This window comes from Calditrichia bacterium (assembly GCA_020634975.1).
Classification (GTDB): domain Bacteria; phylum Calditrichota; class Calditrichia; order RBG-13-44-9; family J075; genus JACKAQ01.
On the sequence record JACKAQ010000001.1, the window covers coordinates 968959 to 995240 of the forward strand.

Consider the following 26282-nt stretch of genomic DNA (forward strand, 5'->3'; position numbering starts at 1 on the left):
CCATTGCCGTTTGCAGCAGAAATTCTGCAACGGCTGTGCTCATATTCAGCCTGGTTTATCTATTCAACTAACTGGTAAATTGCGTTTACGTTCCGCTTAACTTGCTTATAATCTAATCCGTAGCCGATAACAAACCGGTTATCGATTTCAAATCCAACATAATCAATGGTTAAATCAACTTTGAACGCTTCTTTTTTGGTTAACAGAGAAACCACTTTCAGCGATGCCGGTTTCATGTTTTTGATGCGGCGTTTCAGATATTGCACCGAAAGCCCGGAATCGACGATATCTTCCACAATAATAATGTCCCGGCCGTGCAGATCCGCACTGAAATCCTTGATCATCGTAATTTCACCGGAAGACACCCGCTGATTGCCATAACTGGAAATTTTGATAAAATCGATTTCGCAATCGATATCCAGATATCGGATCAGATCCGAAAGTAATAACGCGGCACCGTTCAGTACACCGACCATAATTGGCACTTTTCCCGCGTAATCGCGTGAGATAGACGCGGCTATGGCTTTTATCCGATTTTGCAATTCTTCTGCAGAAATTAAAACTTCGAAAACCAGGTCATCGACCTGTATTTGTTGCGGTGCATTCATATTTTCCGAATCTCGATTTTTAAAAAAGTGTGAGAAGCATCTGTTATTTTATATAATTCGCTGATACGGACACCCAAAACGACTGCGATTTCCCCCTGATTATCCATTACCAACGTTCTTTTTTTTTGAGCTGAACGAATGTTGCTATCCGTCAGAAAATCCTTTATTTTTTTGCTGCCTGCCAATCCCAACGGCCGGAAACGATCGCCGGGCTGCCAATTGCGGATGATCACCGGAAAAGAAAACCGGGACGCATCCAGAAATTCAATATGCGGATCGGGATTTTTGATACCATCATTTTTGTCAACCCAATCCATTCTTATCGTAAAATCGTGATCCGGCAACGTTAACAGTTCACCGGGAACGAGTACCGCAAATACCGGCGAGGCGAATGCTGATTTTTCGAAACACAGATATTTCTTGTCCCGAAACACCGCAATTTGGGAAGTTAGCGCGAAAGAACTTCCGTTTGACGGACTTTCCAACCAGCGATTCAGCCCCAGAAATTGGTTATATGATATCTCAGATTTCTCTTTTTCTAACCATTCAATGATCATTTCAATGAGATTAATCTGAATTCCAGAAAAATACCCTTTGTACGTTGTCAATTCAAGCGCAATTTTATTTTCGGAAAATTTAATCAGATGGTTTTTGGCGGCATTTTCCACCTGGCGATTGATTTCCGCGAGCCAATCCTGCAAAATTAACGATTGGCGCAAAAATGGCGTCAATTCACCGAGCTGAAATTGATCCTGAATAACGGGCAGCAATTGCCGGCGAATCCGGTTGCGCAAAAAGCGTTCATCATCATTTGTGGCATCTGTCCGAAACGTTAGCTGATGTTCGGTTGCATACGCTTCGATCTCCCGGCGATGGGCAAATAACAGCGGCCGGATAATATTTTTTCGCCGAAGGCGAATGCCAGCCAATCCCGAAACGCCGCTGCCCTGAATCATCCGCATGAGCATTGTTTCCGCCTGATCGTTCAGATGATGCGCCGTTGCTATGACATCGTAACCCTCTGTTTTTGCACAGTTTTGGAGAAAATTTTCGCGAAGGTTCCGGGCTGCCGCTTCCAGCGAAAGCCGATTGTTTGTCGCAAAATTTTGGACATCGCCGCGATCGCAAAAAAACGGGAGATTGTTTTTTTCTGCCAAATCCCGGACAAATTGTTCATCGCCATCTGCGGCTGCACCGCGCAATTGGTGGTTGAAATGCGCAACCCCGATTTCGATTCTGAAATATTGCTGCCATTCCAGCAGCAAATGCAGCAAAACCACCGAATCCATCCCGCCGCTGATCGCAACGAGCAGCCGGTCACCGGACGAAATCAACCGGTGTTCCTGCACAAAATTCAAAAACGCATATTTCAGGGATTTATTCATTGGACAAGGTGGGGTAAAAGTCGGGCAGCAAAAAGCTGCAATTTAAATATTATCAAATACTTACTTTTGCAATTGAAAATTGAGCCGGGAAATTTCTGAATTCCGAAACACCAAAAATGACAGTGCCTTATTTCTACTTTTGTAGCTGACAGAATTTGTTTACTGAAAGCCCGGAGATTCCTGCATTCGCAGGAATGACAACATTTGAGCACAAATGTGAGCAATCGCTCTGTTATTTTTCCAGCACACCGACCAATTTAAGCCTAATTTTCACCGGACCAAAGCAGAATTGCGATCCGTAACGATCGATTCATCAGATCTGTTCAACCGTCAATCCGCTGGAAACGCGCGGCTGGTAAATCGTTGCATTCGTCAAATCGTGAATCCTGGCAATGTTTTGCCATGCGTCCATGACGCGCTCCTCTTCGCCGGGATGGGTGAGTGCAAATACAGAACCACCGCCGCCTGCACCGGTCAATTTGGCACCGAGCGCACCGTTTTGCATCGCCGTGTCGATCAGCAAATTATTAGCCCAACCGGCGCCGTCGGAAAATCCGCAGTAGGTCATCATTTCATCCACAATTTGGTGGTTGCGAACCATTTGCTGACCGACAGTTGGCAAATCGTCCTGCAATAATGCGTATTTGCCTTTCCACGCTGTTTCCCACGCCGCACTCATAAAGCGAACCATCGGTGGCATTTCCCCGCCGGATTGCATCCATTGATTGTATTCCTGCAGATATTTCGGGCGCATTACGCCGTGAACGGAACCGGAGTTGTGCAAAATCCCGCTGGAAACCGCCACCAGCGGAATGGATTCCACAAACGGTGTGAGGTTTTCGATGGTTGCCAGTGGCTCGTTGTTTAATCCGTGATGAAATGCTTTTCCGCGAAAATCCATATACGCTATGCCGCCAAATATTGGCAGATAGCGATCCGCAAATCCGCATGCGATTCCCAATTCAAGCGATTCCACCTGCTGCGTGAGTTCCGCTAAAATGTAGTCGTTGTGCTTTAATGGATTCAATTGGTAGAAAGCCCGAAGCCCGGCTAACGTCAGTTGGATAAACAGCGACGATCCGCCCAATCCGCTTTGCCGGGGCACATCCGAACGGATGGCAATGTTGAATCCGCCCTGCCGAATTTTCTCGCGGAATTCGGCACTGTAGCTGTGCAACCGATTGATTGCACCGGCGATCAAATCCAATTCTCCGCCGTATGGCAACGGGATTTCCGAAACCGGATATCGATATGTTGCAAATGGCGTTTGTGCGGTTCCCGATTCATATCCTTCGAAACAGATATCATCAGCAGCCGCAATCGTGGCACTGGCGTAAATGTCAACCGCCATTCCCAATACGGCAAAATCGCCTTCGTTGGCATCACCGGGATTTCCGAGCAGGTTAATTCTGGCAGGTATTTTGAGTTGGTAACACATTGTTCACACTGTATTTATCGCACAATAAAAATTATTCGGAGACAAAAGAATACCGTCGCCAAAAGTAAGGGAAAAACAGGAAATATCAAATAAATTTTAGTAACTTAGTAGCGGAGTGCTGTTAAGATGTTTAATAAATTTTATCTGCAAATGAGGAAAAAATGACATCCAAAGAACGCATGCGCCTTGCCATGAATTTGCAACAACCGGATCGCGTGCCGGTGATGTGCCAACTATCGCTCGGACATTATTTTTTACATTCCGGCGTCGATCCGATGGCGATTTGGTACACATCCGAAGGTTTTGCCGAAGCGCTCATCCGGCTCTGCAACCGCTATCGATTTGACGGGATTTTGGTAAATCTGCCCGGACGGGAGCCGGATTTTGCCAAACACATCCAATCGATCGGCGAAATGCACGGCGAGAAAAAAATCAATTGGAAAAACGGTAATTACACCATTTTCCCAAACGACGATAACCCACATTATTATCAACAAGATGGCTCACGTTTTTTTCCGGAATTTGATGCGGTTGATCCCGATGAATTATTTTACATCGATCCGTGGGACATCACCGATATCACCTATCCGTTCACCTGGGGATTCGACGAAAAACCGCGCCCGTTCGACGATTTTTTCCCGGAATATCATTTGGACACGATCAAACAGGTTACCAAACAGGTTGGCGATTCGCTGTCGATTCACTCGGAAATTTTTTCGCCGTGGTCGCAATTTCTCGAATTATTGAATTATGAAAATGCGCTGATGGCGATCATCATGTCCCCCGAGAAAGCCAAAGCTTGTCTGGAGCGGTTAACGGCGGGTGCGATTGATTTGGCACGACGGCAGGCTGAATGCGGTGTCGATGCCATTTTACTGTCATCGGCGTTTGCCGGGGCGGGGCTGATTTCCCGCGATCACTACCGCGAATTTGTTTTCCCGTATGAAAAGCGGATTGCAGAAACCATCACAACTGAGCTGAAAATTCCGGTTTATACGCACACTTGCGGCAGTATCGGCGACCGGCTGGACCTGATGCTCGCCACCAAAACATGCGGTGTTGATACACTCGATCCGCCGCCGCTCGGAACCGTTGAACTGGCGGATGCCAAACAATTGCTTACGGGAAAAGCGTTTATCAAAGGAAATTTAGATCCTGTAAATACAATGCTTTACGGCAACTTGGAAACCGTTCGGGAAGCAGTGGCGGAGCGCATCCGCATCGGAAAAACCGGCGGCGGTTACATTTTGAGCACCGCATGTTCCGTTGCGCCAAACACACCGCCGGAGAACATCGAACTGCTGACATCGCTCGCCGAGGAATTGGGGAAATATTGAATCCAACGTTTCCGGTGACAACAAAATTCCATCACTATTTTAACAGCGTCAATTTCCGCACGTTGAGCTGCCCGTTCATCGTTAGTGCCAGAAAATAGAGCCCGCTTGGCAGTTGCTCACCGCGATCGCTGAGACCATCCCAGTTTAGCCGATAGTCGCCGACGGCCAGATTTCGATCCACCAGCGTGGCAACGATTTGCCCGGCGATATCAAAAATCCGCAATTTTACCGCACCACCGGAGAATATTTGATAGCGGATTTCCGTGCCGCCGTTAAACGGATTGGGATAATTTTGCGCCAACCGAAACTCCTCAGCCAATCCCGCCGGCACTGCTTCGGCGATCCCGACAATTCCGCCGGACATACAGGTAATTGTTCCCAAAGTCAGTTTGGCGATTTTCTCAACCTGCGGAATATTCACCGTGCCGGATACATCGCTTTCCCGGTGATAAAACGGATTTGCCGTGTACCACGGCGGAAAATTTTCCCACGGCGGCGCATGTTCGATCAGCAAAATCGATTTGTAATCATACGCCCAAAAACGTTCGTGATCGGAATAGGTGGCGTAAACAAACGGCGCGCTGTTGCTGTGCAAACCGATCTGATATGCATCATTTACCGCCAGCATCCGTTCGCCCAACACCTGCGAAACATCGTTGGAAACGATGTTGAAATGCTGATGCCCCGTTGCGTTAAACCCAATCATATCAACAATATACGCGCCCAAAATCTGATCACCGTTTTGTGATGCGCTGCTCGCGTAATGACCACTGCCGAGGTGATTGTCATTGTTATAAATCGGGTGGCGTTCCTCCGCGCCAAACGCCACAAATTTGATGTTGTAGAGAAAAGCAAATCTGTTGCCCGGATCGCTTAGCACCCGCGCAATTTCCAGAATTGCGGCAACACCGCTGGCGTTATCGTCTGCTCCCGCGGCGTGCGCAGTCGCCCAATCGGATGGCCACGACAGGTTCGGATCGAGGTTTGCCGTTGCATCAAAATGTCCGCCAACGAGGTAGTATCGGTTCGGCAAGCTGTTCCCGCGCAACGTCGCAACCACGTTGACCATCGGCGTTTGGTGATAGGGCGGAATCGCGTTCGGCGCATAAAATGTATCAAAATGCACCTCGGTGAGCCCGGGATAACGATCGAACACCTGTTTGATATACGCCGCTGCCCACTCATTTCCGGGCGTGTACGAAATGCGGGATTTGTTTCCGCCGGCGTTCGCCAGATTCTGGACGTGCATCGCGATGCTGTCCGCCGAAATCCGGCTCATCAGCAGCTCGATATCTGCATCAAAATCACATCCGCTGATTTGCGACCGCGCAGGACTGCCAGCCAACGTTAAAAGGATAAAAATACAGCCCAAAAAGGTGAACTTTTTCATGACATCTCCGATTCGCGAAAGGTAACATCCGGGCGGTTCATTTTTGAACCCGAACTTATCGGAATATAAAAACCATTCAATTCTATCGCAAAACGCAAACCATCTTTTCAGCATCTACCATTTGCATGCAAATATTTCAAAAGCGTATATTGTGAAAAAGCGTTTCACGAAAACGTCAATTTTATTGAGTAATTGCAACAACCGGATAAAAAAATGGACCTTTTGAATCAACTGAAAGCCAACGTTGTCGCCGGGCATTTGGACGCCGCAGCCGCTTATCCGCCCGGAATGGCCGGAAAACCCGGCGTGAAAGAATTGCTACAGCAGGCGCTGGATGAAAATATTCCCGTGAACGCCATCCTCAAAGACGGGCTGATTGCCGGAATGGAAATTGTCGGGCAAAAATTTTCTGCCGGTGAATATTTTGTGCCGGAAATGCTGCTTTCCGCGCAAGCGATGAAAGCCGGTTTAAAAATGCTGGAACCGCTGCTAATTGGAGAAAAAACAGCAACTAATGGCACGGTGATTTTGGGAACCGTTCGCGGTGATTTGCACGACATCGGCAAAAATCTGGTGGGAATGATGCTCGAAGGCGGCGGTTTTGAAGTGATCGATTTGGGCACAAACGCCGCACCGGAAAAATTTGTCGCAGTGGCGAAGGAGCATCCGCACGCGGTGATCGGGCTTTCGGCTCTGCTGACCACAACGATGGAAAATATGCGCGTTACCATCAACGCGCTGCGCACTGCCGGATTGGCAAATCCGGTGATTGTCGGCGGTGCGGCGGTCAACCAAAAATTTGCGGATGAAATCCAGGCTGCCGGATTTTCCCGGAACGCAGCCGAGGCGGTTCCGCTGGTTAAAAAGATACTGGCTAACGTTTCATAAATTTCAGATTATCAAGCGGTTAAGTCATCAAACATTTGCAACTCAAACATCAGCCGGACAAATGCAATCTACCGAACACACCAACAATTCTCCTGTGACATTCGATCCGTTTATCTACAAAATTGATCCGGCGGATTACATCCCATTGGTGCAGGCGGTGGTCAACAATCCGGATCTGTTTCGCGATATCCGGCAATTTCGCGAGCAGATTTTTTGCGCTGAAAATGATGCGGCAGCCTATCAATTTGGTAAATCGCAGCTTTGCGAATACCAACATTTGTTGCAACGCTGGCGCGAAACGGATGTACCGGAACACCAATTTCGCCAAACCGCAACACGGTTTTTGAGTGAGTTGGAAAATTATCACTATTTTTTCAAAGAAATGGGCGCTGCGCTCAAATTTAGCCCGCTCTCCAAACGCCATTCCGGCACAGAATTGCGCAACCGCTTGCTGATGCTGCTGGAATCTCACTTGCCGAAAATCTGCCCGAAAGCATGCTGCTGGCGTTCGATGCCATCATCGGGAAAAACGATATCGCGATAAAATTTACCGACACTATTTTTCACAGCCGGAAACTGGCGGACTTTTTTCTGCGCCGTTCGACCCGGAAACCAACCTGCATTCCGGGATAAAATCTGAAACGAATAATGTCGTAAACAAAATGTTTCCAACGATTTGGCGATGGTTCTTTACCTCGTTACCATCGGTCCAGGATTGATGAAACAGTAAAATTATTGATGTCCGACGGAGACGTTTTTGATGCATATTTGCTGAACGGCATCGGCGGCGGCGCTGCGGAAATGGTTGCTTTCGACCTGAATTTGTGGGTGAACGACCGGTTCGGGGATGCCAAAACTCCGGCGCGATATCAGCGATTTTCCCCGGATACGGCGATTGGCGGTGAGCGATCAGCGGATCATTTTTCGCTGCTGTCGCCGGAAGAACACATCGGCGTGCGATTGACCGAGGGCGATATCATGATCCCCGAAAAATCGACCAGCGGCATTATGGGTGCAAAAATCATTTTAGAAAAATCAACATAATTGGCGGTGCAACATGAATGAAACGATCCAAAAATTGTTGAAAAACGGTCCGGTTGTGACCGACGGCGCATGGGGAACGCAGTTGCAGGCGTTGGGTTTGCCCACCGGCGATTGCGGCGATTTGTTCAACCTGACCCATCCGGAACGGGTTGAAAAAGTTGCCGGAGCATATGTTGCAGCGGGCAGCCAGATTATTTTGACAAACACCTTTCGCGCCAACCGGATTGCGTTGGCGGATTACGGATTTGCGGAAAAAACCGCAGAAATTAATCGCTCAGGCGTGGAAATTTCCTGCGTGCAGCAGGTAAAAATGCGGTTGTTTTTGCCTCGATTGGTCCCAGCGGCAAAATGCTGTTGACCGGGGAAATCACGGAATCGGAGTTATTTGCGGCGTTTTCCGAGCAGGCAAAAGCGTTGGCGAATGCCGGAGCAATGGGCATTGTGCTCGAAACAATGTCCGATTTAACTGAAGCAAAAACAGCTATTTCCGCAGCCAAAAAAACCGGGTTGCCGGTTGTGGCCAGCATGGTTTACGATTCCGGAATCGGGAAAGATCGCACGATGATGGGCGTAACGCCCGAGCAAGCTGCGGAAGTTTTGGCTGCCGCCGGTGCGGATGTCATCGGCGCAAATTGCGGTCAGGGCATTGAAGGATTTATCCCGATTTGCGCGCGATTGCGAAAAGCTACAGAGTTGCCCATCTGGATTAAGCCAAACGCCGGATTACCGGAGCTTGTTCACGGTCAGGTACAATATTCGACTACGCCGCAGGATTTTTGCAAATTTGTGCCGCCGCTTATCGATGCCGGTGCTAATTTTATCGGCGGTTGTTGCGGCACTACACCGGATTTTATTCGCGAAATTCTCGCGGTTTTGGCGAAACCCCGTTAAAAAATCATGCAGCATTCACCGCTCGAATGCCGTTATTGCTTTTCTTTTGACCACCAATCGCCAAATTTGCTTTGCATTTTCCGGTTGAATTCATCCGATTTTCCAACCGCAATACTCAACGTTTGCCACTTTTCGCCGACAAGCTGCCGGGCGAGGTGAACAATTTGTCCGGTGTGATAGGCAACGTGGTTCAAGTTGCGTTGAATCGCATCGGTCACTCCCATCGGTTCACCCCGGATAGTGATGGTCTTTTCGAGATCCGCCGCTGTCAATTTTTCGAGCGAATCGAACGCAATTTGCCAGCCGTCTTCCCATTTTTGGTAAATCGATTGGCGCGTTTCACCATCCACAGAAAATTCGGATTCGCGGTTCCGGTCGCTTTTTTCGCCGTCAGTGGTGAGAAAATCCCGCCAGCGCGAGCGATGATTTCCGCCAACATGTTTCATCAGCGTGGCAACGCTTTGCGGATTGCCGCCCATCGACGAAAAAAAATCGTCGTCCGCAACCTGTTCGGCAGCTCTCTCGCTGTAGATTTTGTATTTTCGGAACTGAACAATTATTTGATCCAGCCATATTTTTCCATCCATAACGTTCTCCGATTATTTGATCTGTTTTGAAAATTAATTTCAAACAGTCATAAAACCAAAACGATGTAAAAAACGATATTTTTTGAATTTTTTTCGGGTGGGATTTTGAGGCGTAAAAAACGAAGCCTCGTAAATTATTATTTTTACGAGGCTTACTTAAGTGGCGGCACAGGGATTCGAACCCCGGACACGCGGATTATGATTCCGCTGCTCTAACCAACTGAGCTATGCCGCCTTATGTTTAAAATGTCCCGACTCTCACCGGGACATTTTTTTGTGGCGGGGACAGGATTTGAACCTGCGACCTTCGGGTTATGAGCCCGACGAGCTACCAAGCTGCTCCACCCCGCGATCAATTGAGCATCAAATATATGTTGGGGATGCAAGTTTGTCAACTTATTATTTCTTTTTTTGGCCAGTTAAAGTGATCGATTATTTAGCAAGTTATCTATCTGTTTTTCAACAACTTCGGGATTTTCCAAGTTTACAACTACCGGCAGCACTAATATATTATCTGACCACTTCGAGTTTTCCGGCTGCAACAATTCCCGGATTTTTACCGCATCTTTTTCGGTAGTTATAATGTATTCTGCGCCGGCAAGCCGGGCTTGCTCCGCACATTCAGCCATTTCGCCATGCGTATAATTGTGATGGTCCGGAAATAATATATTCAATTTAATGTCCGCCCCGGATTGCCGAAGGGTATGTTGAAAATGTTGCGGATTAGCTATCCCGCACAGCGAAACGACCGGTGTGTTTTTCGCCAATTGAATGGCGCTGCCATCAACCAGCACCTCAAATTCGCCAAATTGAAAATGCGCTTTCAGAACAGCACCCCCAAATCGTTCAGACAGTTGTGAATGCAATTTTTCGCCCATTTTAGTGGCGTTTTCTGATTTTGTGAGCAAAATAAACCCGGCGCGTTTCAGCGAGACTTTGGCATCCCGCAAATAACTGAAGGGGTATAAAAATGGATGATTGTGCCAGCGGGAAACATCAATCAAACAAATATCCAGATCGCGGTGCAGTTTGCGATGTTGCATCCCATCGTCCAAAATCAGCACATCCACCCGCTTTTTTGCCAACAGCGCCAATCCCGTTAGATAGCGATTTGCACCAATCCCCAACCAACTGTTGCTGCTCAAAACCCGCAACATCATCGCGGGTTCATCACCAATTTCCGCGACTGTGGCAATTTCGCCGCCGTGTAAAATACGAATTCTGCCGGATTTTCGAGCATATCCGCGCGTCAAAATGCCAACGCTAAATCCTTTTTCTTGCAACAAAGCCACAAGATTTAGCACCATCGGTGTTTTTCCGGAGCCGCCCATTTGGATGTTTCCAACAGAAATCACGGGCACCGGCAATAGCCGGATAGTTAACCATTTCAAATCGTAGAGTTTGTTGCGGAGCCGGACAACCGCTAAATGGATCGCGCCGAATGGCAATAACAACCATTTTATTATTGCAAAAATTTTACTGAATAACTGTGCCAACAATCGACATAACCTTTTTGATAACAACACTTTATCGTTTTTTTTGAACTATTCCACCCGGACGACATCTATTTTTTGTTTGGCGCGAAGTTCAAACAAATCGAGGCGACGGTCGTAAAGCGGGCGAACGCTGGCAGTATCGCGCTGTTGGGCAAGGCTCGATAAATCCAACTCGGAGATCACAACGGTTTCCACATTCGGCTCTGCTTCACCCTGAATACCGTGCAACGGAAATGAAAAATCGCTCGGCGTGAGCACCGCCGATTGCCCGTAATTGATCAAATATGATCGCACCGTCGGCAGATTGCCCACGTTGCCGGCTAAAATCACATATAAATAATTTTCCACTGCGCGGGCGTGAGCAGCGTATCGAACCCGGAAATAGGATTTTTTTTCATCCGTGCTGAATGGGACAAAAATCACTTCACTACCGGCTAACGTTAACAATCGCGTAACTTCCGGAAATTCGATATCGTAACACACCTGAATAGCGATGCGCCCCAGTGGCGTATCAAAAACCCGCAATCCTTCTCCGGGTTCGATACCCCAAACGCGCCGTTCAAACGGAGTGATATGCAGTTTATCCTGTGTATAAATATTTCCGGCGGGTGAAAACAGGTGTGCAACGTTGTAAATTTTTCCATTCCGGCGGATCGGGTGCGACCCGCCAATGATATACATACCGTGTTGCATGGCTTTTTGGCGGAATACTTCCTGATATCGATCTGCCATATTCGCCAGTTCCTCAACCGAGCGGCGATCATCCCAATCGCGCGGAAACGTACTAAATAACTGGGCAGTGAACAATTCCGGCATCACCAAAAAATGGCAGTGATACGTCGACGCGGTATCCACAAAAAACTCGATGGTGTTCTCAAATTCTTCCCATGTATCGATCCGGCGGAGGTGATATTGGGCGACACAAACCCGGAATTTCCGCACCGGTCGTTGGATTGGCGATGCGGCTATCCTGCGTTTGGTTGCGCTAAAATCGGGGTTGGGCATCTCAAGCAACGTGCAATAATTCATGCTGAAATCGTCGCGGAAAAATTTGTAAAGCACCCGTTTCACCAAATATCCGGCTTTCAAATGCGCCGTTAGCGCGGGGTCTTTCAACTCGCCGGATTGCACACGGTTGACATATTCGTCAGCGGTAATTTTTCCGGCATAATGTTGATATCCGGGTAACCTGCCATACGCGACCATTCGCCGCAAGTTGTATCTTTTCATCAGCTTACGGCGATACACATATAGCTTTCCGGCAATGCCGTGTCCGCGATAATCCGGGTGAACCGCGATATCCGCACCGTATAGCGTATCGCCGCTGGGATCGTGCGTGCTGAAGGTGCCGGAACCGGTGATTTCATTGTAGGTGTAATATTGCGTTTCGTCATCCAATTGCACGATGATCGACGTGGCGTAACCCACAATTTTCCCGCCGATTTCCGCCATAATCTGACCTTCGGGAAAGGCTTCCAGCATGTGTTCGTGCAGCCGTTGGTCGTATTCCACATCATCCGGATAGTCGCCATAGGCAATTTCGTGGCAATCGATGATCGCCGGAATATCTTCCTTTCGCCAGCGCCGGATTTTTACCTTTTTTTTGCCTTTCAACATCAGCCCTTCTTTTGGTTTTGCGAATCCGGTTGATCACTTTTTGTGGCAGAATCCATTGTGCCGATGTGGATTAACGCCTCGCCCTTGTTGACCACGCAAAGGTTGTTCAGCCCGATAACAAACCCTTTTTCGCGGGCTTTGATGGGGTATTCCACCTCACCAAACGGATCGCTGATGCTGCCGATCTGCTGATGCCGCCGGATCTGGTCGCCCGGTTTCACAAACGCGCGGAACAACCCGGAATAGCTGGCGCGATTCCACCAGCTTTTGTGCAAAATTTTGCTGCTGCCCGGCACACCTGGCAGTTGCCGCATACCTTTTGCAAACATCAACCGGTGAATGCCGTTCATACCTTCGGTGATCGCCAGTTCGTCAAATCGCAGCGATTCGCCAGCTTCAAATGTGAGAATAGATTTCCCCTGAATGGCCGCAGCTTTGCGAAACGAATGATCCGGTGGTTTGGAATGCACGATAAACGGTGGTGCAAAAGCTTTCGCCAAACTGGCGATTTCCGGGTCATCCAGATTGCAGCGTAAATGCGGAAAATTAGCTTTGTGCGCTCCACCGGTGTGAAAATCGATCCCGAAATCGACTGTCGGCAAAATATCGTTCATCAGCACCCACGCGAAACGCCCGGCCAGCGAGCCATCTTTTTGTCCGGGAAAACTGCGGTTGAGGTCTTTTCCGTCGGGAAAACGCCGGGAATTCTGGATAAATCCGTGAATATTCACCACTGGAATCACCACCACAGTTCCGGCATCCGGGCGGATTAATCCCGATTTGATCAGCCGCCGCAATGTTTCCACTCCGTTAATTTCATCGCCGTGAAGCCCCGCAGTGAGCAACAGCGTCGGTCCCGGAACAATTGCGCGATACACAAGAACCGGCAAATTGATGACCGTATGGGTTGGCAACCTGGCAATTTTCAGATGAATCTCAGTTTGCTCACCGGGATTAATTTTCTTCCCACTGATTTCCAAACAGCATCCGCTTTGCCGTTGTTTTTTATAGCTTTACTGCGCTGATCAGATACCGCCATCGTCACTACACTTTTATTTTATCTTTGATTTTGTTGCGATCGTGCGAATTGTTTTCGATAAACTCGATGATTTTTCCGGCGACATCGATGCCTGTGGTTTTTTCGATGCCCTCCAATCCCGGCGATGAATTCACTTCCATCACCACCGGACCGTGATTGGAGCGGAGCAGATCAACACCCGCAACGTTAAGCCCCATAATTCTGGCGGCGCGAACAGCGGTGCTGCGTTCTTCCGGCGTCAATTTTATTTTTGATCCGGTGCCGCCGCGATGCAAATTGGAGCGAAATTCGCCTTCGGCGCCCTGCCGTTTCATTGCGGCAATCACTTTTCCGCCAACCACAAAACAGCGGATGTCCGATCCGCCGGCTTCTTTGATAAATTCCTGCACCAAAATATTGGCATCCAGCCCGCGAAACGCCTCGATAACCGATTTTGCCGCCGAATCCGTTTCCGCCAACACCACGCCGATGCCCTGGGTGCCTTCCAATAATTTGATCACAACCGGCGCATTGCCCACCGTTTCTAACAATCCTTCGATATCTTTTGTGGAATGGGCAAACCCGGTCACAGGCAACCCGATGCCTTCCCGTGCCAGCAATTGCAAACAGCGCAATTTATCGCGCGATCGCGTAATCGATTGGGATTCGTTGGTGGGAAACACACCCATCATTTCAAATTGGCGAACGACAGCCGTTCCGTAAAAGGTATACGACGATGCAATTCGCGGGATTATTGCCGCGTAATCATCCAGCTTTTTGGATTGATAAATTACCATCGGTTTGTGTGCGGTGATGTCCATATAACAGCGCAAATAATCGATCACCCGTACATCGTGACCGCGTTCTTTTCCGGCTTCCACCAATCGTTGTGTAGAATAGAGCGACGGTTTGCGCGACAAAATAGCAATTTTCATTTGGAAGAACTCCTTTTTAACTCACAACGAATGATTTTTCCGCGGGCGGATAAATTGGTCCGCGAAACATCCACCACAAACCGTTTTTGCAGCAGTTTTCTGCCGATCAACACGGGATATTTCATGTCGGAACGGTCGGTCAGTGAGAGAATAACGGTTAAATTTTCATCAAAAATCCGCAAAATAGTTTGGATAAAATAGCGATCCTCGCTATGTCCGGAGGAACTGCGAACGGTTTTAAGTTGATAAATCGGCAGCACAAATTCCTTTTCGTCGTAATCCGGATGCGACGGATCGAGCAGATTGAAATGCACTTTTTCCACACCATCGATGGTTACCGGGTGAATGTGGTGGCAGTGGATGGCACACGACCACGCGCCGGTATCGATTTTTGCATCGATACCGTGCAAATCCAGCTCCGGAAAATCGACAATCTCCCGTCGTCCGATGAGTAGTTTTGGTTTTTTTTCACTATTTTTTGTCGCAGCCATTCGCCGTCAATCCTTTTTCCAGATGCCTTTCAACTTGTCTTTCAATTTTTGTTCAGCTTCTTTTTTCTTCTTTTCCAGTTCTTCCTTCATTTTCCGTTCGGCTTCGGCTTTCTGTTTTGCTGCTTCCGCATCGGCGGCGGCTTTCAGCGGATCTGTCGCGCCTTCCAGCACATTCGCGCCGGAAACATTCAGCACCGGATTTTTGAAAGTGCCGCCTACTTTTACATCCACCACAACCGTGCCGGAACTGAGCATATTCGCATCCGTTTTGATAAACTGGCTGATTGCCGCATTCGCCTGATCGCGCAATTCCGCTGCGGGAACGTGCACTTTCATCGCATAATCGACCGACTGGTCGATGCCGTTGGAACCCGTTGCCTCGATTAAATATTTGTCAATATTGAACTTAAACGGCTCAACATAAAACCGTCCGTTTTTGATAGAATATGTCGGGTTCACATCGCTCAGCGCCGGATTGTGCAGGGCACTCAGGCTCAATTTTTCGGATAATTTGTTGAAAATATCCGTGTCTGTGATTTTAACTTTGGGCACTACCAAACTGCCTTTGCTGGTTAAAGCGGACATCACCGGCAGCAAATTTTGGTCGAGCGCAGAATTCAGTGTGAGTTGCCCGCTGAATTTTCCGTCCATTTTTTCGGAAAGCGGCATAAATTTTTGCACCGTCACAAAGCTGGTGAACGTTTCGGGAATCGCGAAATTATCGATCAGCACATCGAAAAACATTTCCGGTTTTTTTGGCGGAATATAGCTGTATTCGCCGCTGGTGCGCAGCGATCCCTGCAACATGTTGGCGTTCAAATCCAGCAGGCTAAGCTTCTGATCTTTCAGCAGCAAATTGCCTTTTACGTTCTTCATTTCCAGCTTGTCGAACAGCACTTTTTGGCAATCGGCAGCCAGCAGAAATTCTACTTTGGCGGGCAGTTCGATGGCTTGCAGCGGCTCGCTTTCACCGGCGATCCACGGATTCAAATCGAGCAATTTAGATTGCAGCGCCAGCGTGCCTTTCACGGTTTGATCGTGAAATACGTAGCCGAAAATATTTTCCAGCACGCCGTTAGCCTGCAGATCGCTGTTCCCGAATGTTGCCCGCAAGTTTTGCAATGATGCTCTTTGCGGCGAAAATTGCAGGTCCGCGCTTTGCAGCGCGATCGCTTCCGGCAATTCCGGCGCGGCGTATTTCACTTCGCTGAATTTGAGCGTGCCGCCGGTGGAAAATTTACTGATGTCATTGTTTTGTATCGCGGAAAGCGCGCCTTTTAACTGGAAATCGGACTGCACTTTTCCGGCAAGTTCCACGCCTTCACCGAGCGGGAAAATATTTTTCACTTCGCCCAAATTCAGTCGCCCGACGATGTTCGTTTCGAGATACGGATCGGAAACCGGCGTTTTTACGAGCAGTTTCGCATCCAGCGGTTCTTTCAAAATTTCGATGTGCATTTTCTGCAAATCGATGACCGTGGCGTCTGCGGTTTTGCCGGGATTTTTGGCGAGCAACTGGATTTGCACATTTTCCACCGGCGTCGGCAAATCGGGATATTGGAACATGCCGTTTTTCACATCCAGCGCAATTTCGAACGCGGGAATTTGCGTTTCGGTAAGCGAACCGTTCGCGCTGCCGCGCAGCAAAAAGCTGCCATCCGCCTGCAAATCGGCAAAATCTTTCCGGTAAATAAATGGAATCATGCTGAGCAAATCTTTGAATTGCGCTTCCGGCGCATCGAACTTGATGTCCATTTCCAGATTTTCGCCAACCTGCTGCACCCACCCGGAAGCGTTGAGCTGCAACGCATTCAGCGCGATGGTGTTCTGCTGCAGGGTATATTTGTTCGTCGCCAGATCCACCGCAACGTTCACCGTCGCATCTAATTTGGCGTTGTTAATCAGCGTTGCGCCGCCGTTGTCAAAACGGATGTTTGCAATATTCGTTTCCGTTGTCATCGCAAATTGCGAAGCGGTAAAATCGCCGCTACCGCGATGGTTGAAGCCATCCAGTTTGAGCAATACGCCGCCGGATTCGTCTGCGTATTCGATATCCGCATCAACAATCCGGTAATCGCGCAGCTCAAAACTTGCCCCGCCGGCGGATTCGTCGTCAGCGGTCGTCTGCTCCGGATTTGGCTTCACGATGTTCGTGTTCATCGCGCCATCCGAGTTCACCATCACGGAAATTCGCGGGCGCTCCACCAAAATGGAATTGATGACCATCGCGCCGCCCTGCCACAAGCTGCTCAGTTGCAGCGCAATTTCCAGATTGTCGATCGCGGCGAGCGTATCGCCCGCAAACGGTTCGTGATTCACCACCGTCAATCCGCGCAATCCCACGCTCATTTGGGGAAAACTGCGAATCAGGCTGATGTCCACATCCGCAAAATCCACCGTCGCGGTAAAATTTTTGTTCACATCCGTTTTTATCCACGCGATAATGTCATCGCGAAAAATCATGGGCAGCGCAATCAGCGCAACCAGAATGAGCAATAAAATGCCCGCAATAATCCCGATTATTTTTTTCATAAACATTCCTTTTGGGCAATTTCGGTCAATTTCCGGCAGCGCGTGCCGCATTAACGACACGCGTTGGAAATGGTAAAATATACTGCATTTTCGCGCAGTGCAATGTTACAATTTTACGATATAGTGTGGGGAAGGGTCTTCGGGCAGGTTTTCGAGCAGGTTTTCGACAAAATCGGGACCGTATTTTACAATGAAATAAAGCATCGAAAGCACGCGCTCCTGATAATTACCGCCGGGCAGCAAATTGAGCTGGATTTTTTCGAGCTGGCGAACCAACGTTTCGTTGCGCTGTTCCAGCGATCGCACAATTTTTCCGCTGAGTTTTTCGAAATTGCCTTCGATACTGTCGCGGGTTTTTTCCAGTGAATTCACCAGCGTCGGGTCAACGGCTTCCAGTTGGGAATGCAGTGCGTTCAATGTATCGCTGATGGTTTTGCTGGTCGATTCCACCGAGTTGAACAGTTGCTGACCGGCGCCGTTGCGGATCACGGTGTCGATAAAATCGGGGCGATTTTCCAGAATTTCCGCGAAATCGAGTTCATTTTTGTCGATCTGTTTCTGGATTTTTCCCTCGACGATGGTCAACCGGTGGCGCGGAAAAATGACCGGCATTGGAATTTCAAAATGCGAATAGAGCGCGGCAACCTGGGCAAAATAAGCCACTTCCGACGGTCCGCCAACGTATGCGACGGTCGGCAGCAGCGAATCCTGCATCAGCGGGCGCAGCGCCACGTTCGGCGACAAATATTGCGGCGAATCCGAGCAGGTTTTCAGCAAATCCTCGCGGGCAACCGGACGATGGCCATCGGGATATTTCAGCAGAAATTGTCCGCTGTCGTCTATATCCACCCGCACGCGCCGGGCATTTTTGTCGTTCAGGAACAACAGGGTTTGATTGGGATTGAAATGGATTTGGGTGCCGTAACCGGCATCGGATAGCTCATTATTGCGTTGGTTGGCAACATTTAAAATTTTATCTGCATTGGTGAGCGCTTTTTCAAACAACGGCTGCGCCAACCGGCAAACACCGCTGCCGGAGGGATCGAACAGCACCAAACCGTGTTCCCCGAAAAAGGTCAGCAGCAGATCCGCAAATGCATCCGCGTAACCGCGACCGCTTTTGTACGAACCGATAAACGCATCCAGCGCTGCGGATTTGAATTCCGTATCGAAAAAATCCGCGTCGGCGATTTCCCGCCATTTGGCGACTGCATCGCTGATTTTTCGGGCGGCAATTGGCTTGTCCGCCTCGTCCGGCGATTCGTCCAGTTGCAGCGTTTTCAACTCGTTTTCTTTGGTGAGATAATGCGTTTTGGCGATTTCCGCAAAATCGCTGTCGTTCACTTCCAGCCAAAAAACTGGCACAAATTGCTTTTCCGGGAATTGCTGTTGCAACTGTTTAGCGAGGTTGATCACCGTCATCGTTTTGAAAAACGTGTACAGCGGTCCGCCCAAAACGCCCGCCTGCTGACCGGTCACGACGGCAAATGTATTGCTATCTGCAAGTTTTTCAATATGTTGCAGGGTTGCTTTTCCGGTATTCCAGCGGCTGTGCTGGCTGCGGAGAGCCGCAACCAATTCCGCTCGCGGAATGGTAAAATGGCTGCGTTCGTCAATCACTTTCGCCCAATTTCCGGTGAAGTGATGGGGATAGAACGCCCGGATTTTTTCGGGATTGTGCAAATAATCGTTAAATATATCGGGTGTTTCACTGCGTTTCAGCGGTTGAAATTGCATGTGGATTCCTGTATGTGTAATTGTTGATTTTCAAAATGGCGGATTGCGCGGCAGCCTATCCGTCCGGTATCCATTGTTCGAATGACGTCGTGAATATTTTGCCACGGAGCACGGAGTGCACAGGGCTTGAGAAACTTAAATTAAATAAAAACAGAAAATTACATGAAGCGTGCTTTGTTTCTCTCCGCGATTTCTGTGGCTCTGCGGCAATAAATTACAGCATCCGATTCGGTAGTTTAGATGAACAGGCGGCAGGTGGGATACGGTTTTTCTAAAAATTAAGTTGCAGCCGCCGGTCTTTCAGATTGGCGACATCCACAGCTTCATCTTTTTCGGCGAGCAGCTGGCCGTTGCGCATCAGGTTGATGAAATTCACACCGTCATTGAGCACCAAATCGCTAATCGGTGTCACATACGGCAGCACTTCGCCGTTCAAAATAATGTTGTCACCCGGACGATCAGAAAGCAAATTCAACGTGTCCAGCGTTGGCGATTGCTGCAGATGGAAAGACAATTCCACCGTTTCGCCGGCGGAAATTCGCACCAGTTCTTTTTCCGGTAAACTGATGTAATTATTTTCCACAATCCGGATTTCGTAAACGCCTTCGGCAACCGGGAACGCCTGTCCGTTCGCTTTTATGCCGGTCATTTTGTTGCTCAAATACACAAATCCGGATGCCCGGTTGCTGCTGATTTTCAGATAACCGACATCACTTTTTTCCATCGAAAACTGCACGTTGGTCACACCATTTTCATTCACCAACACGCGGTGGTATTGTGGCGTTGCCAAATAGCCATTTTTCACAACTGAAATAATGTGATGTCCCACCGGAATTTCCATCGCCGCGAGATCGGCAACGGGCATTTTGATGCCATCCACATAAACATCCACATCGGTTTGATTCACATCAATTTGCAACATGCCCATTTTGCCGACATTTTTCATCTCGAAACTGACGGCAGCGGTTTTGCCATTTTCCAGCACCACTTTTTGCATTGGCGGCCATGCGGCAAATCCTTCTTTGTAAATCGATATAAAATAAGAGCCTGTGCTCATATCCGGCAGGGTGAGCGGCGTAATTTCGTCGCGGCGTTCAATACCATTGATAAAAACGTGCGCACCCGGCACTTCGGATTCGATCACCAACGTTCCCGCTGAAACCTGCGGATTTGGGTTGTATCGCCAAACATACGCAAAAACCGCAAAAGCGGTGGCAATTGCCGCAGCATTTACCGCCCAGCGCACCCATTTCTGGCGTTTGCGCAGTTTCCGCCGGGAGCTGCCTTTGGTTGTCCGCCGTTTGCTTCGGCGATGCTCCGCTTCTTCAGGCGTCAGCCATTCGATGCCACCGCGATGGTTGGTGTATTTCACATAACCGCGATCGGAATAGAATTTTTCCTCTTCCTCTTCCCGGATCTGCTGACGCAACCGTTCTTCCAGTTTTGCCTGGCGTGCTGCATTGCTGTCATCCTGATTTTCCTGCGATCGCTCCAGCCGTTTTTCCAGCTTTTCGCGAATCTGATCCCGTAATTGCTTTTCTTCTTCCGGCGTTAACGCCATTGGTCACCTCCGCCGCGAACCCCTGCGGCAATTGATTTAATGTTAACTCCTAACATTCTGTTTACAGCCAACCGTGTTCTTTATACCAACTGTATGTTTCTGTTAATCCTTTTTCCAGCGAAATTTCTGTGACAAATCCCAATGTTTCGCGGATTTTTTCTGCGGAAAATACCCAATATCCGGCGTTTACTTCAATCATTTTTTGGCGATTGAGAATGCTCGGTTTACCGGTAATTTTTGATCCGAGCTCCATAATTCCCGCAAATCCGTAAGCTACGGCGTACGGCACGGGGATGTTCATTACGCTTTTGTTCATCGCGGTTTTGAGAATGTCGATCACATTCGACCATTCGCACGGTTGCGGATTGCAGATGTTGAAAATCTCTCCCGTCGAGCGATCGTCGTTTGCCGCAGCGATGATGCCGCGTGCCAAATCGAACACGTGGATGATGCTCACCACCGGATCGTGCGAGCCCACTTTCAGATTCACTCCGGCTTTCACATTTTTGAAAACTTCGAACACATCCGTATCGCGGGGACCGTAAACGGTGGGTGGGCGCAAAATGGTGACCGGCAATTTGCCGACATACGATTGCGCGACTTCATCTGCCTGCAATTTGCTTTTGCCGTAATCGGTGAGCGGATTTGCCGGTGCATCCTCCGTTTTCGATTCGCCCGGTTTGGACGGCCCGCAAGCTGCCTGGCTGCCCACAAACACCACTTTTTTGATGCCGGGATTTTCCGCCAGCGTCACTTCCATCAGGTTTTTAGTCGCCTGCACATTTCCGCGATAAAATTCATCCGGCGTGAGCGCTTTGGTGACGCCTGCAATGTGCAAAACCACATCCGATTTGGCAATCGCTTCGCGCAGCGAATCCGGATCGTTCAGCGATCCGTAACAATATTCCACCGGCAGCCCTTCCAGCCAGCGCAAATTGCTGGTTTTCCGCACCAGACAAACGACGGTTTCACCCGCATCCGTTAACTGTTTGGCAACCCAACTTCCCACAAAACCGGTTCCACCGGTGACGAAATAGCGCATATTCGCTCTTTTTTGTTATCGATGATCAAATTTAGCAACCACGAAAATAAGGATTGAAACCTGCTATTGCAATGGCTTTTGTGATCAACGGAAGGTTGAAAGCACAATTTGCACATCGGTTAGGCGTTGGGGGCGATCGTCCGGTGATTTTTGGAGCATTTTCACCAGCAAATCGCACAAATCCTGCGGCAGCGATGCATCGATATCGCAGGCAGATTTCGGTGATTCGTGCATAATCGAATACACCAGCGACGCTTTTGAATTCGCAGCAAACGGGCGTTCGTTGCAAAACAGCTCGAACAGCACCACGCCGAGCGCGTAAATATCCGTTCGCGCATCGGTTGCCACACCGGCAACTTGCTCCGGTGCCATGTATGCGGGCGTGCCCATGCTGTCGCCGGTTTGGGTGAGCTGCGATGCGTTGTCCTGCATTTTGGCCAAACCAAAATCGGTGATTTTCGGCTGTCCGGCGGCTGTCACCAAAATATTTTCCGGCTTGATATCGCGATGCACCACGCCCTGCGCATGCGCGTGCGCCAGCCCGTCCGCGATTTGCTGCGCGATTGCCAGCTTAGCGGAAAAATCATCCGCGTGCGCGATGCGCCAATCCGCCAGCGTTCCGCCAGCGACAAATTCCAGCGCGAGAAACGGTAGTTCATCGGCAACGCCGATATCAAAAATTTGCGCGATGTTGGGGTGATTGAGCGCAGCAGCAGCACGCGCCTCCTGCCGGAATCGCGCTTCCGCCTGCGGATCGTTCAGCAGCACCGGCGATAAAATTTTCAGTGCGACAGTGCGCTGCAACCGCTCGTCGATTGCCCGCCAAACGCTGCCCATCCCGCCGCGACCGATTGCCGCTTCGATGCGGTAATGCCCGATTTTTCGCCCGATCAATCCGCTGCCGGAATGTCCGGACGACGACACCTGCGGCGCAGCAAACAGCGATTCGGATTCGCGCTGCAGCCATTTCTCCAAAAATAAATTGGCGATCTGCAGCCGTTGCCCGTCCCGCCGGACAAAGCCAAGTTGCAGCAATCCCTGCACAATCGCCGCTACATTTTCCGAGCGCAGAGCAGTTTTCGCGACCAATTCGGCTTCGCTGAGCGCGCTTTCGTCGAGAATGTAGCGGAGCACCTGTTTTTCGCGGTCGTCGAGCATCGCAAAATCCACCGCAAAAAAATGTCCGAGTGTGGCATCCAGCGCCATTTCGCGGATGCTCTCTGGCAGGTTTCCATTTTCGAAAAACCGCGCCGACAGTTGCTGCAGCAAATACGGGTGATTGTGGCAAGTTTCGCAAATTTCCCGGACGATTTCCGGCGCAAAATTACCGCGTGACACCAGCGCCGTTGCGGCGGTTTCGTCGAGTTCCCGCAGAAAAACCGGCGGTGTGAACCCGTGCAAAAACGGCGATGTGTTCGCGGTCGATGCGCTTTCCAGTTGCAGCAATCGCCGCGTTGCGGTGATCACCGTGAGCACGCCTTCGCCCTGCTGGAAAAATCGCCGGAGTCGTGGCAGCACTTCCGGATTGGCGGTTTCGATGTTCAGCAATTCCTCGCATTCATCACAGAGCAGCAGCAGGGTTTTCCCGGATTGACGGGCGCATTTTTTGAGGTATCGCAACATCTCGAACAGGCTCAGTGATTCCATTTCGGCAACTGTGACGCCGGATTCCGCGAACCGCTCTTCGGCATCCTCCACGCTTTCGAGCAGCAATTCTGCCAACCCGTCCGCATCGCTGGCGCCCTGCATATTCCAGAATAGTGGTAGATACGTATCGCCGCAGCGCAATTCCAATTCTTTCAGCAACGAGGTTTTGCCGATGCGCCGGGTGCCGGCAATCCATACATAGCGGTATTTGCCGTCCAGTATTTCGCGAACGCGGTCATCGCGCCCGAAGAAATTTTCTCCGCGCACCCAGTTTCCGGCGATAAATGGATTTTTGCGATTGGGCATTTTTTTAGTTATGAATTTTGAATTTCGAGTTTTGGCTTTTGAGTTTTGAGTTTTGGATTTTATCCTTTATCCTTTACCCTTTATCCTTCTCTACTTATCCTTCATCCTTTATCAATTATACTTTATCCTTCTTCAGCAGCAGCGGCAACCGCTTCAACATCCGCGACAGTCACCCGGCGGCGGCGCGATTCGATGATTCGGGCAATGCAGCGGGCGCAAATTTTCTGGATGCGATACGGCACGCAGTCGCTCAATTCCAGAATCCGGGAAACCGCCGTTTCATCGAAACTGAAAATGCCTTTCACCGGTTCGCGGATGAGTTGCTCAGCATCGGCGCGATCAATTTGCCCGACCGGAATTTCCGAGAAAAAATTATACCACGGACTGCCTTCGCTTTCCCAGCGTTTGCGGATGTGGCTGCCCGCCATCACCGATACGAGATTTTCCGCAAAGGTTTTCATAAAAATACTGCGCAATTTTTGATTGGTTTGTGCGGAATAGCGATTCAGTTCGTCCACTTCGTCGATGAGCAACGCCAGAATCAGCGGTTTGCCCGCCGGCGGTTGCAGCGATTTGAGGATATCGCGAACATCCGCGCTAAAATCGCGGGCGCTGTAATTTTCCGGCTGTTCAGTGATGCGCAGCGCCACATCTGCGGGCAATTTTTCCGCACAGCCTTCCACAATATCGTGCGCCATCGTCGCGAAAAACCGCGTTTCCGGCGTGCCCTGCAAATCGATATACACCGGCAGGTAAACGTAATCCGCGTCTGGCTGCTGTTCGAGCCGTTTTTTAAGTTGGTGCAGCAGCGATGTTTTGCCGATCCGGCGCGGACCGTGCAACATCAAACTGTTGTTCGGCAACGCCGCCAGCACTTGTCTCAGCAGATTTTCCCGCCCGAAAAACATTTTTTCGTTGAGCACCGGCGCACCGGCAATATACGGATTGTATTTGCTGACAAAAGCGATTCGCCGGCGAAAATACCAGTTCGCGAAAACGCCGCCGGCAGTGAACAGCAGCAGCAACGCCGCCAGCGACAGCACCATCGGCTCGCGATAAATTGGCTGCTTCCGGGAAATCGTCAGCGGAAAAGCCGCCTGATTCGGTGGTGAATCCACATCCGTCGCGATGACGGTGAGCTGGTTTTCACCCATCAGCAGTGGCACATCGATAGCGAAGCGAAATCCTTGTTTTTGCTGAACATCCGGCGGCGCAATCTGCAACGGCGATCCGGAATTATCACGCATCGGCGAACCGTTCAGCGAAACCGACAAATGGGAAATCCCCTGATCATCGCGAACGACGCCGGTGATGCGAATTTGCGCATCGCGCGTTTCCACAAATTCCGCCGGAAAAGCCACCACCGGCGCAACACCGAGCGTGTCGCGTTCGATGACCGTTCGCAGCAGTGTGTCCGGTTTCTGCCCGAGACGGGTCATTTCCGAACGCGTTTTGCGGAGCCAATCATTTGCCTGCCGGAATCCCGGTTGCTGCTGCTCGATTTGGGCAAACATGGCAAGCGCGGCTGCGAAATTTCCGGCGAGATATTGTTGCAGCGCCTCGTCAAATTGGATGGACAATTGCGCTTCGGTTGCCGCATCGCCGGATTCATTTTGCCAGCGGCGAATGCGCTGCTGCCATTCTGCAAAACGGGTTTCGCCGGGATTTTCGCGAACGAGGTCCGCAAGAATCGTCAGCGCTGCGGCGGGTTGCTGCTGGCTAAGGGCATCACTTAATTGCTGTAAATATTGATTTTGGGCGAGATTATTTTCCAGTTGCGATTGCCGGTTTTGCACATCGCGAACCAACGTTGCCAGCGAATCTGTCCGGCTGATTTCCTGCCGAATCAATTGGCGGTATCGCAAAAAGCTGTCGCGATAGCTGCTGTTGTTGACCACGCCCCAATCTTCCGAACGGGCGAAATCGGTTTGCGCCGCCGCAATATTTCCCAGATTAAACTGCGCCACGCCGCGCCAAAAATAGGGCAGGTAATCGATGAATCGCAGCGAATACGTTTCCACTTCCAGCTTCGGGCTGTCCCGAAGTTCGATGGCGCGATCGAGTTGGGCGACGGCTTCCGCCCAATTGGCATCCGCAATCGATTCCCGGGCGTTGCCGTAATAATCGTACCACTGCGATTGCCCGAACAGCGGTTGCAGCACCAGCAAACCGCCCAAAATTGCCCACATTCGCCAGTTGGGCTGTCGTGATTTCAGTTTCATTTTGAGCGGAAATATAATCAATCGGCGGGAAAAAACCTTGCAGGTTTGCCATTGTCATCGGTTAAAACAATTGCAAACCTGCGAGTTTGGTTGAATTTGGGGATTACTGC

General features: G+C 49.8%; 22 protein-coding genes and 2 tRNA genes. 6 read left to right on the forward strand and 18 right to left on the reverse strand.

What is annotated here, in order from left to right:
- Positions 1-59: 59 nt before the first annotated feature.
- The 3 genes from hpt to H6629_03740 form a co-directional block, all read right to left on the reverse strand.
- Complete coding sequence (gene hpt, locus H6629_03730) at positions 60-608, reverse strand: hypoxanthine phosphoribosyltransferase (protein ID MCB9066904.1); 549 nt, start codon at positions 606-608, stop codon at positions 60-62.
- Positions 605-1993: a tRNA lysidine(34) synthetase TilS gene (gene tilS, locus H6629_03735; protein MCB9066905.1), complete on the reverse strand. Its 1389-nt coding sequence runs from the start codon at positions 1991-1993 to the stop codon at positions 605-607. Before tilS ends, hpt begins: the two co-directional genes overlap by 4 nt.
- A gap of 313 nt (positions 1994-2306) precedes the next feature.
- The gene (locus H6629_03740; protein MCB9066906.1) at positions 2307-3431 is read right to left on the reverse strand and encodes a hypothetical protein; all 1125 of its coding nucleotides are present in this window, start codon (positions 3429-3431) and stop codon (positions 2307-2309) included.
- Positions 3432-3592: 161 nt separating this feature from the next.
- Between H6629_03740 and H6629_03745 the strand changes: the two genes are divergently transcribed.
- Positions 3593-4768: a hypothetical protein gene (locus tag H6629_03745; protein MCB9066907.1), complete on the forward strand. Its 1176-nt coding sequence runs from the start codon at positions 3593-3595 to the stop codon at positions 4766-4768.
- A 34-nt stretch (positions 4769-4802) separates the two neighbouring features.
- Here H6629_03745 and H6629_03750 read toward each other — a convergent pair whose 3' ends face one another.
- Positions 4803-6158, reverse strand: a complete 1356-nt coding sequence (locus H6629_03750) for a M20/M25/M40 family metallo-hydrolase (GenBank protein MCB9066908.1) — start codon at positions 6156-6158, stop codon at positions 4803-4805.
- A gap of 288 nt (positions 6159-6446) precedes the next feature.
- Here H6629_03750 and H6629_03755 point away from each other — a divergent pair, with 288 nt between their 5' ends.
- The 5 genes from H6629_03755 (at position 6447) to H6629_03775 (ending at position 8981) form a co-directional block, all read left to right on the forward strand.
- On the forward strand, positions 6447-7046 hold the full coding sequence (locus H6629_03755) for a corrinoid protein (protein MCB9066909.1): 600 nt from the start codon (positions 6447-6449) through the stop codon (positions 7044-7046).
- 61 nt (positions 7047-7107) lie between these two features.
- Positions 7108-7590 (forward strand): hypothetical protein, encoded by a 483-nt coding sequence (locus H6629_03760; protein MCB9066910.1) that lies wholly within the window; start codon positions 7108-7110, stop codon positions 7588-7590.
- Between the two features lie 194 nt (positions 7591-7784).
- Positions 7785-8090, forward strand: a complete 306-nt coding sequence (locus tag H6629_03765; protein MCB9066911.1) for a hypothetical protein — start codon at positions 7785-7787, stop codon at positions 8088-8090.
- A gap of 13 nt (positions 8091-8103) precedes the next feature.
- Complete coding sequence (locus tag H6629_03770; GenBank protein MCB9066912.1) at positions 8104-8448, forward strand: homocysteine S-methyltransferase family protein; 345 nt, start codon at positions 8104-8106, stop codon at positions 8446-8448.
- Positions 8382-8981 (forward strand): homocysteine S-methyltransferase family protein, encoded by a 600-nt coding sequence (locus H6629_03775; protein MCB9066913.1) that lies wholly within the window; start codon positions 8382-8384, stop codon positions 8979-8981. The genes H6629_03770 and H6629_03775 overlap by 67 nt, the downstream gene beginning before the upstream one ends.
- A 32-nt stretch (positions 8982-9013) precedes the next feature.
- Here H6629_03775 and H6629_03780 read toward each other — a convergent pair whose 3' ends face one another.
- The 14 genes from H6629_03780 to H6629_03845 all read right to left on the reverse strand — a co-directional run bounded on the left by H6629_03780 (position 9014) and on the right by H6629_03845 (position 26172).
- A complete protein-coding gene (locus H6629_03780; protein MCB9066914.1) occupies positions 9014-9568 on the reverse strand; it encodes a DUF1572 family protein in 555 nt (184 codons plus the stop codon).
- Positions 9569-9729: 161 nt separating this feature from the next.
- Positions 9730-9803: transfer RNA gene (locus H6629_03785), tRNA-Met, on the reverse strand.
- 42 nt (positions 9804-9845) lie between these two features.
- Positions 9846-9919, reverse strand: a tRNA-Met gene (locus tag H6629_03790).
- Positions 9920-9987: 68 nt separating this feature from the next.
- On the reverse strand, positions 9988-11016 hold the full coding sequence (gene lpxK, locus H6629_03795) for a tetraacyldisaccharide 4'-kinase (protein ID MCB9066915.1): 1029 nt from the start codon (positions 11014-11016) through the stop codon (positions 9988-9990).
- A gap of 96 nt (positions 11017-11112) precedes the next feature.
- Positions 11113-12681: a bifunctional GNAT family N-acetyltransferase/carbon-nitrogen hydrolase family protein gene (locus H6629_03800; GenBank protein ID MCB9066916.1), complete on the reverse strand. Its 1569-nt coding sequence runs from the start codon at positions 12679-12681 to the stop codon at positions 11113-11115.
- The gene (locus H6629_03805) at positions 12681-13661 is read right to left on the reverse strand and encodes a succinylglutamate desuccinylase/aspartoacylase family protein (protein MCB9066917.1); all 981 of its coding nucleotides are present in this window, start codon (positions 13659-13661) and stop codon (positions 12681-12683) included. Before H6629_03805 ends, H6629_03800 begins: the two co-directional genes overlap by 1 nt.
- 64 nt (positions 13662-13725) lie before the next feature.
- Positions 13726-14634 (reverse strand): 30S ribosomal protein S6--L-glutamate ligase, encoded by a 909-nt coding sequence (rimK, locus tag H6629_03810; GenBank protein MCB9066918.1) that lies wholly within the window; start codon positions 14632-14634, stop codon positions 13726-13728.
- Positions 14631-15125, reverse strand: coding sequence for an ATP-dependent zinc protease (locus tag H6629_03815; GenBank protein MCB9066919.1), 495 nt, complete (start codon positions 15123-15125; stop codon positions 14631-14633). The genes rimK and H6629_03815 overlap by 4 nt, the downstream gene beginning before the upstream one ends.
- 6 nt (positions 15126-15131) lie before the next feature.
- Positions 15132-17657: an AsmA family protein gene (locus H6629_03820; GenBank protein ID MCB9066920.1), complete on the reverse strand. Its 2526-nt coding sequence runs from the start codon at positions 17655-17657 to the stop codon at positions 15132-15134.
- 105 nt (positions 17658-17762) lie between these two features.
- Positions 17763-19394, reverse strand: coding sequence for a bacillithiol biosynthesis cysteine-adding enzyme BshC (bshC, locus tag H6629_03825; protein ID MCB9066921.1), 1632 nt, complete (start codon positions 19392-19394; stop codon positions 17763-17765).
- Between the two features lie 271 nt (positions 19395-19665).
- Positions 19666-20955 carry a PEGA domain-containing protein gene (locus H6629_03830; GenBank protein ID MCB9066922.1) on the reverse strand — a complete coding sequence of 430 codons (1290 nt, stop codon included), beginning with the start codon at positions 20953-20955 and terminating at the stop codon, positions 19666-19668.
- A gap of 61 nt (positions 20956-21016) precedes the next feature.
- Positions 21017-21997: an NAD-dependent epimerase/dehydratase family protein gene (locus H6629_03835; GenBank protein MCB9066923.1), complete on the reverse strand. Its 981-nt coding sequence runs from the start codon at positions 21995-21997 to the stop codon at positions 21017-21019.
- Between the two features lie 84 nt (positions 21998-22081).
- Entirely contained in the window at positions 22082-23950 is a 1869-nt protein-coding gene (locus H6629_03840) for a serine/threonine protein kinase (protein ID MCB9066924.1), read from the reverse strand.
- Positions 23951-24072: 122 nt separating this feature from the next.
- Positions 24073-26172 (reverse strand): AAA family ATPase, encoded by a 2100-nt coding sequence (locus H6629_03845; GenBank protein ID MCB9066925.1) that lies wholly within the window; start codon positions 26170-26172, stop codon positions 24073-24075.
- Positions 26173-26282 lie beyond the last annotated feature (110 nt).

Bases quoted from the DNA above. Each gene is read 5' to 3' on its own strand.
- hpt (MCB9066904.1), bottom strand. From the start codon at position 608: ATGAATGCACCGCAACAAATACAGGTCGATGACCTGGTTTTCGAAGTT.
- tilS (MCB9066905.1), bottom strand. From the start codon at position 1,993: ATGAATAAATCCCTGAAATATGCGTTTTTGAATTTTGTGCAGGAACAC.
- H6629_03740 (MCB9066906.1), bottom strand. From the start codon at position 3,431: ATGTGTTACCAACTCAAAATACCTGCCAGAATTAACCTGCTCGGAAAT.
- H6629_03745 (MCB9066907.1), top strand. From the start codon at position 3,593: ATGACATCCAAAGAACGCATGCGCCTTGCCATGAATTTGCAACAACCG.
- H6629_03750 (MCB9066908.1), bottom strand. From the start codon at position 6,158: ATGAAAAAGTTCACCTTTTTGGGCTGTATTTTTATCCTTTTAACGTTG.
- H6629_03755 (MCB9066909.1), top strand. From the start codon at position 6,447: ATGGCCGGAAAACCCGGCGTGAAAGAATTGCTACAGCAGGCGCTGGAT.
- H6629_03760 (MCB9066910.1), top strand. From the start codon at position 7,108: ATGCAATCTACCGAACACACCAACAATTCTCCTGTGACATTCGATCCG.
- H6629_03765 (MCB9066911.1), top strand. From the start codon at position 7,785: ATGTCCGACGGAGACGTTTTTGATGCATATTTGCTGAACGGCATCGGC.
- H6629_03770 (MCB9066912.1), top strand. From the start codon at position 8,104: ATGAATGAAACGATCCAAAAATTGTTGAAAAACGGTCCGGTTGTGACC.
- H6629_03780 (MCB9066914.1), bottom strand. From the start codon at position 9,568: ATGGATGGAAAAATATGGCTGGATCAAATAATTGTTCAGTTCCGAAAA.
- H6629_03800 (MCB9066916.1), bottom strand. From the start codon at position 12,681: ATGTTGAAAGGCAAAAAAAAGGTAAAAATCCGGCGCTGGCGAAAGGAA.
- rimK (MCB9066918.1), bottom strand. From the start codon at position 14,634: ATGAAAATTGCTATTTTGTCGCGCAAACCGTCGCTCTATTCTACACAA.
- H6629_03815 (MCB9066919.1), bottom strand. From the start codon at position 15,125: ATGGCTGCGACAAAAAATAGTGAAAAAAAACCAAAACTACTCATCGGA.
- H6629_03820 (MCB9066920.1), bottom strand. From the start codon at position 17,657: ATGAAAAAAATAATCGGGATTATTGCGGGCATTTTATTGCTCATTCTG.
- bshC (MCB9066921.1), bottom strand. From the start codon at position 19,394: ATGCAATTTCAACCGCTGAAACGCAGTGAAACACCCGATATATTTAAC.
- H6629_03830 (MCB9066922.1), bottom strand. From the start codon at position 20,955: ATGGCGTTAACGCCGGAAGAAGAAAAGCAATTACGGGATCAGATTCGC.
- H6629_03835 (MCB9066923.1), bottom strand. From the start codon at position 21,997: ATGCGCTATTTCGTCACCGGTGGAACCGGTTTTGTGGGAAGTTGGGTT.
- H6629_03840 (MCB9066924.1), bottom strand. From the start codon at position 23,950: ATGCCCAATCGCAAAAATCCATTTATCGCCGGAAACTGGGTGCGCGGA.
- H6629_03845 (MCB9066925.1), bottom strand. From the start codon at position 26,172: ATGAAACTGAAATCACGACAGCCCAACTGGCGAATGTGGGCAATTTTG.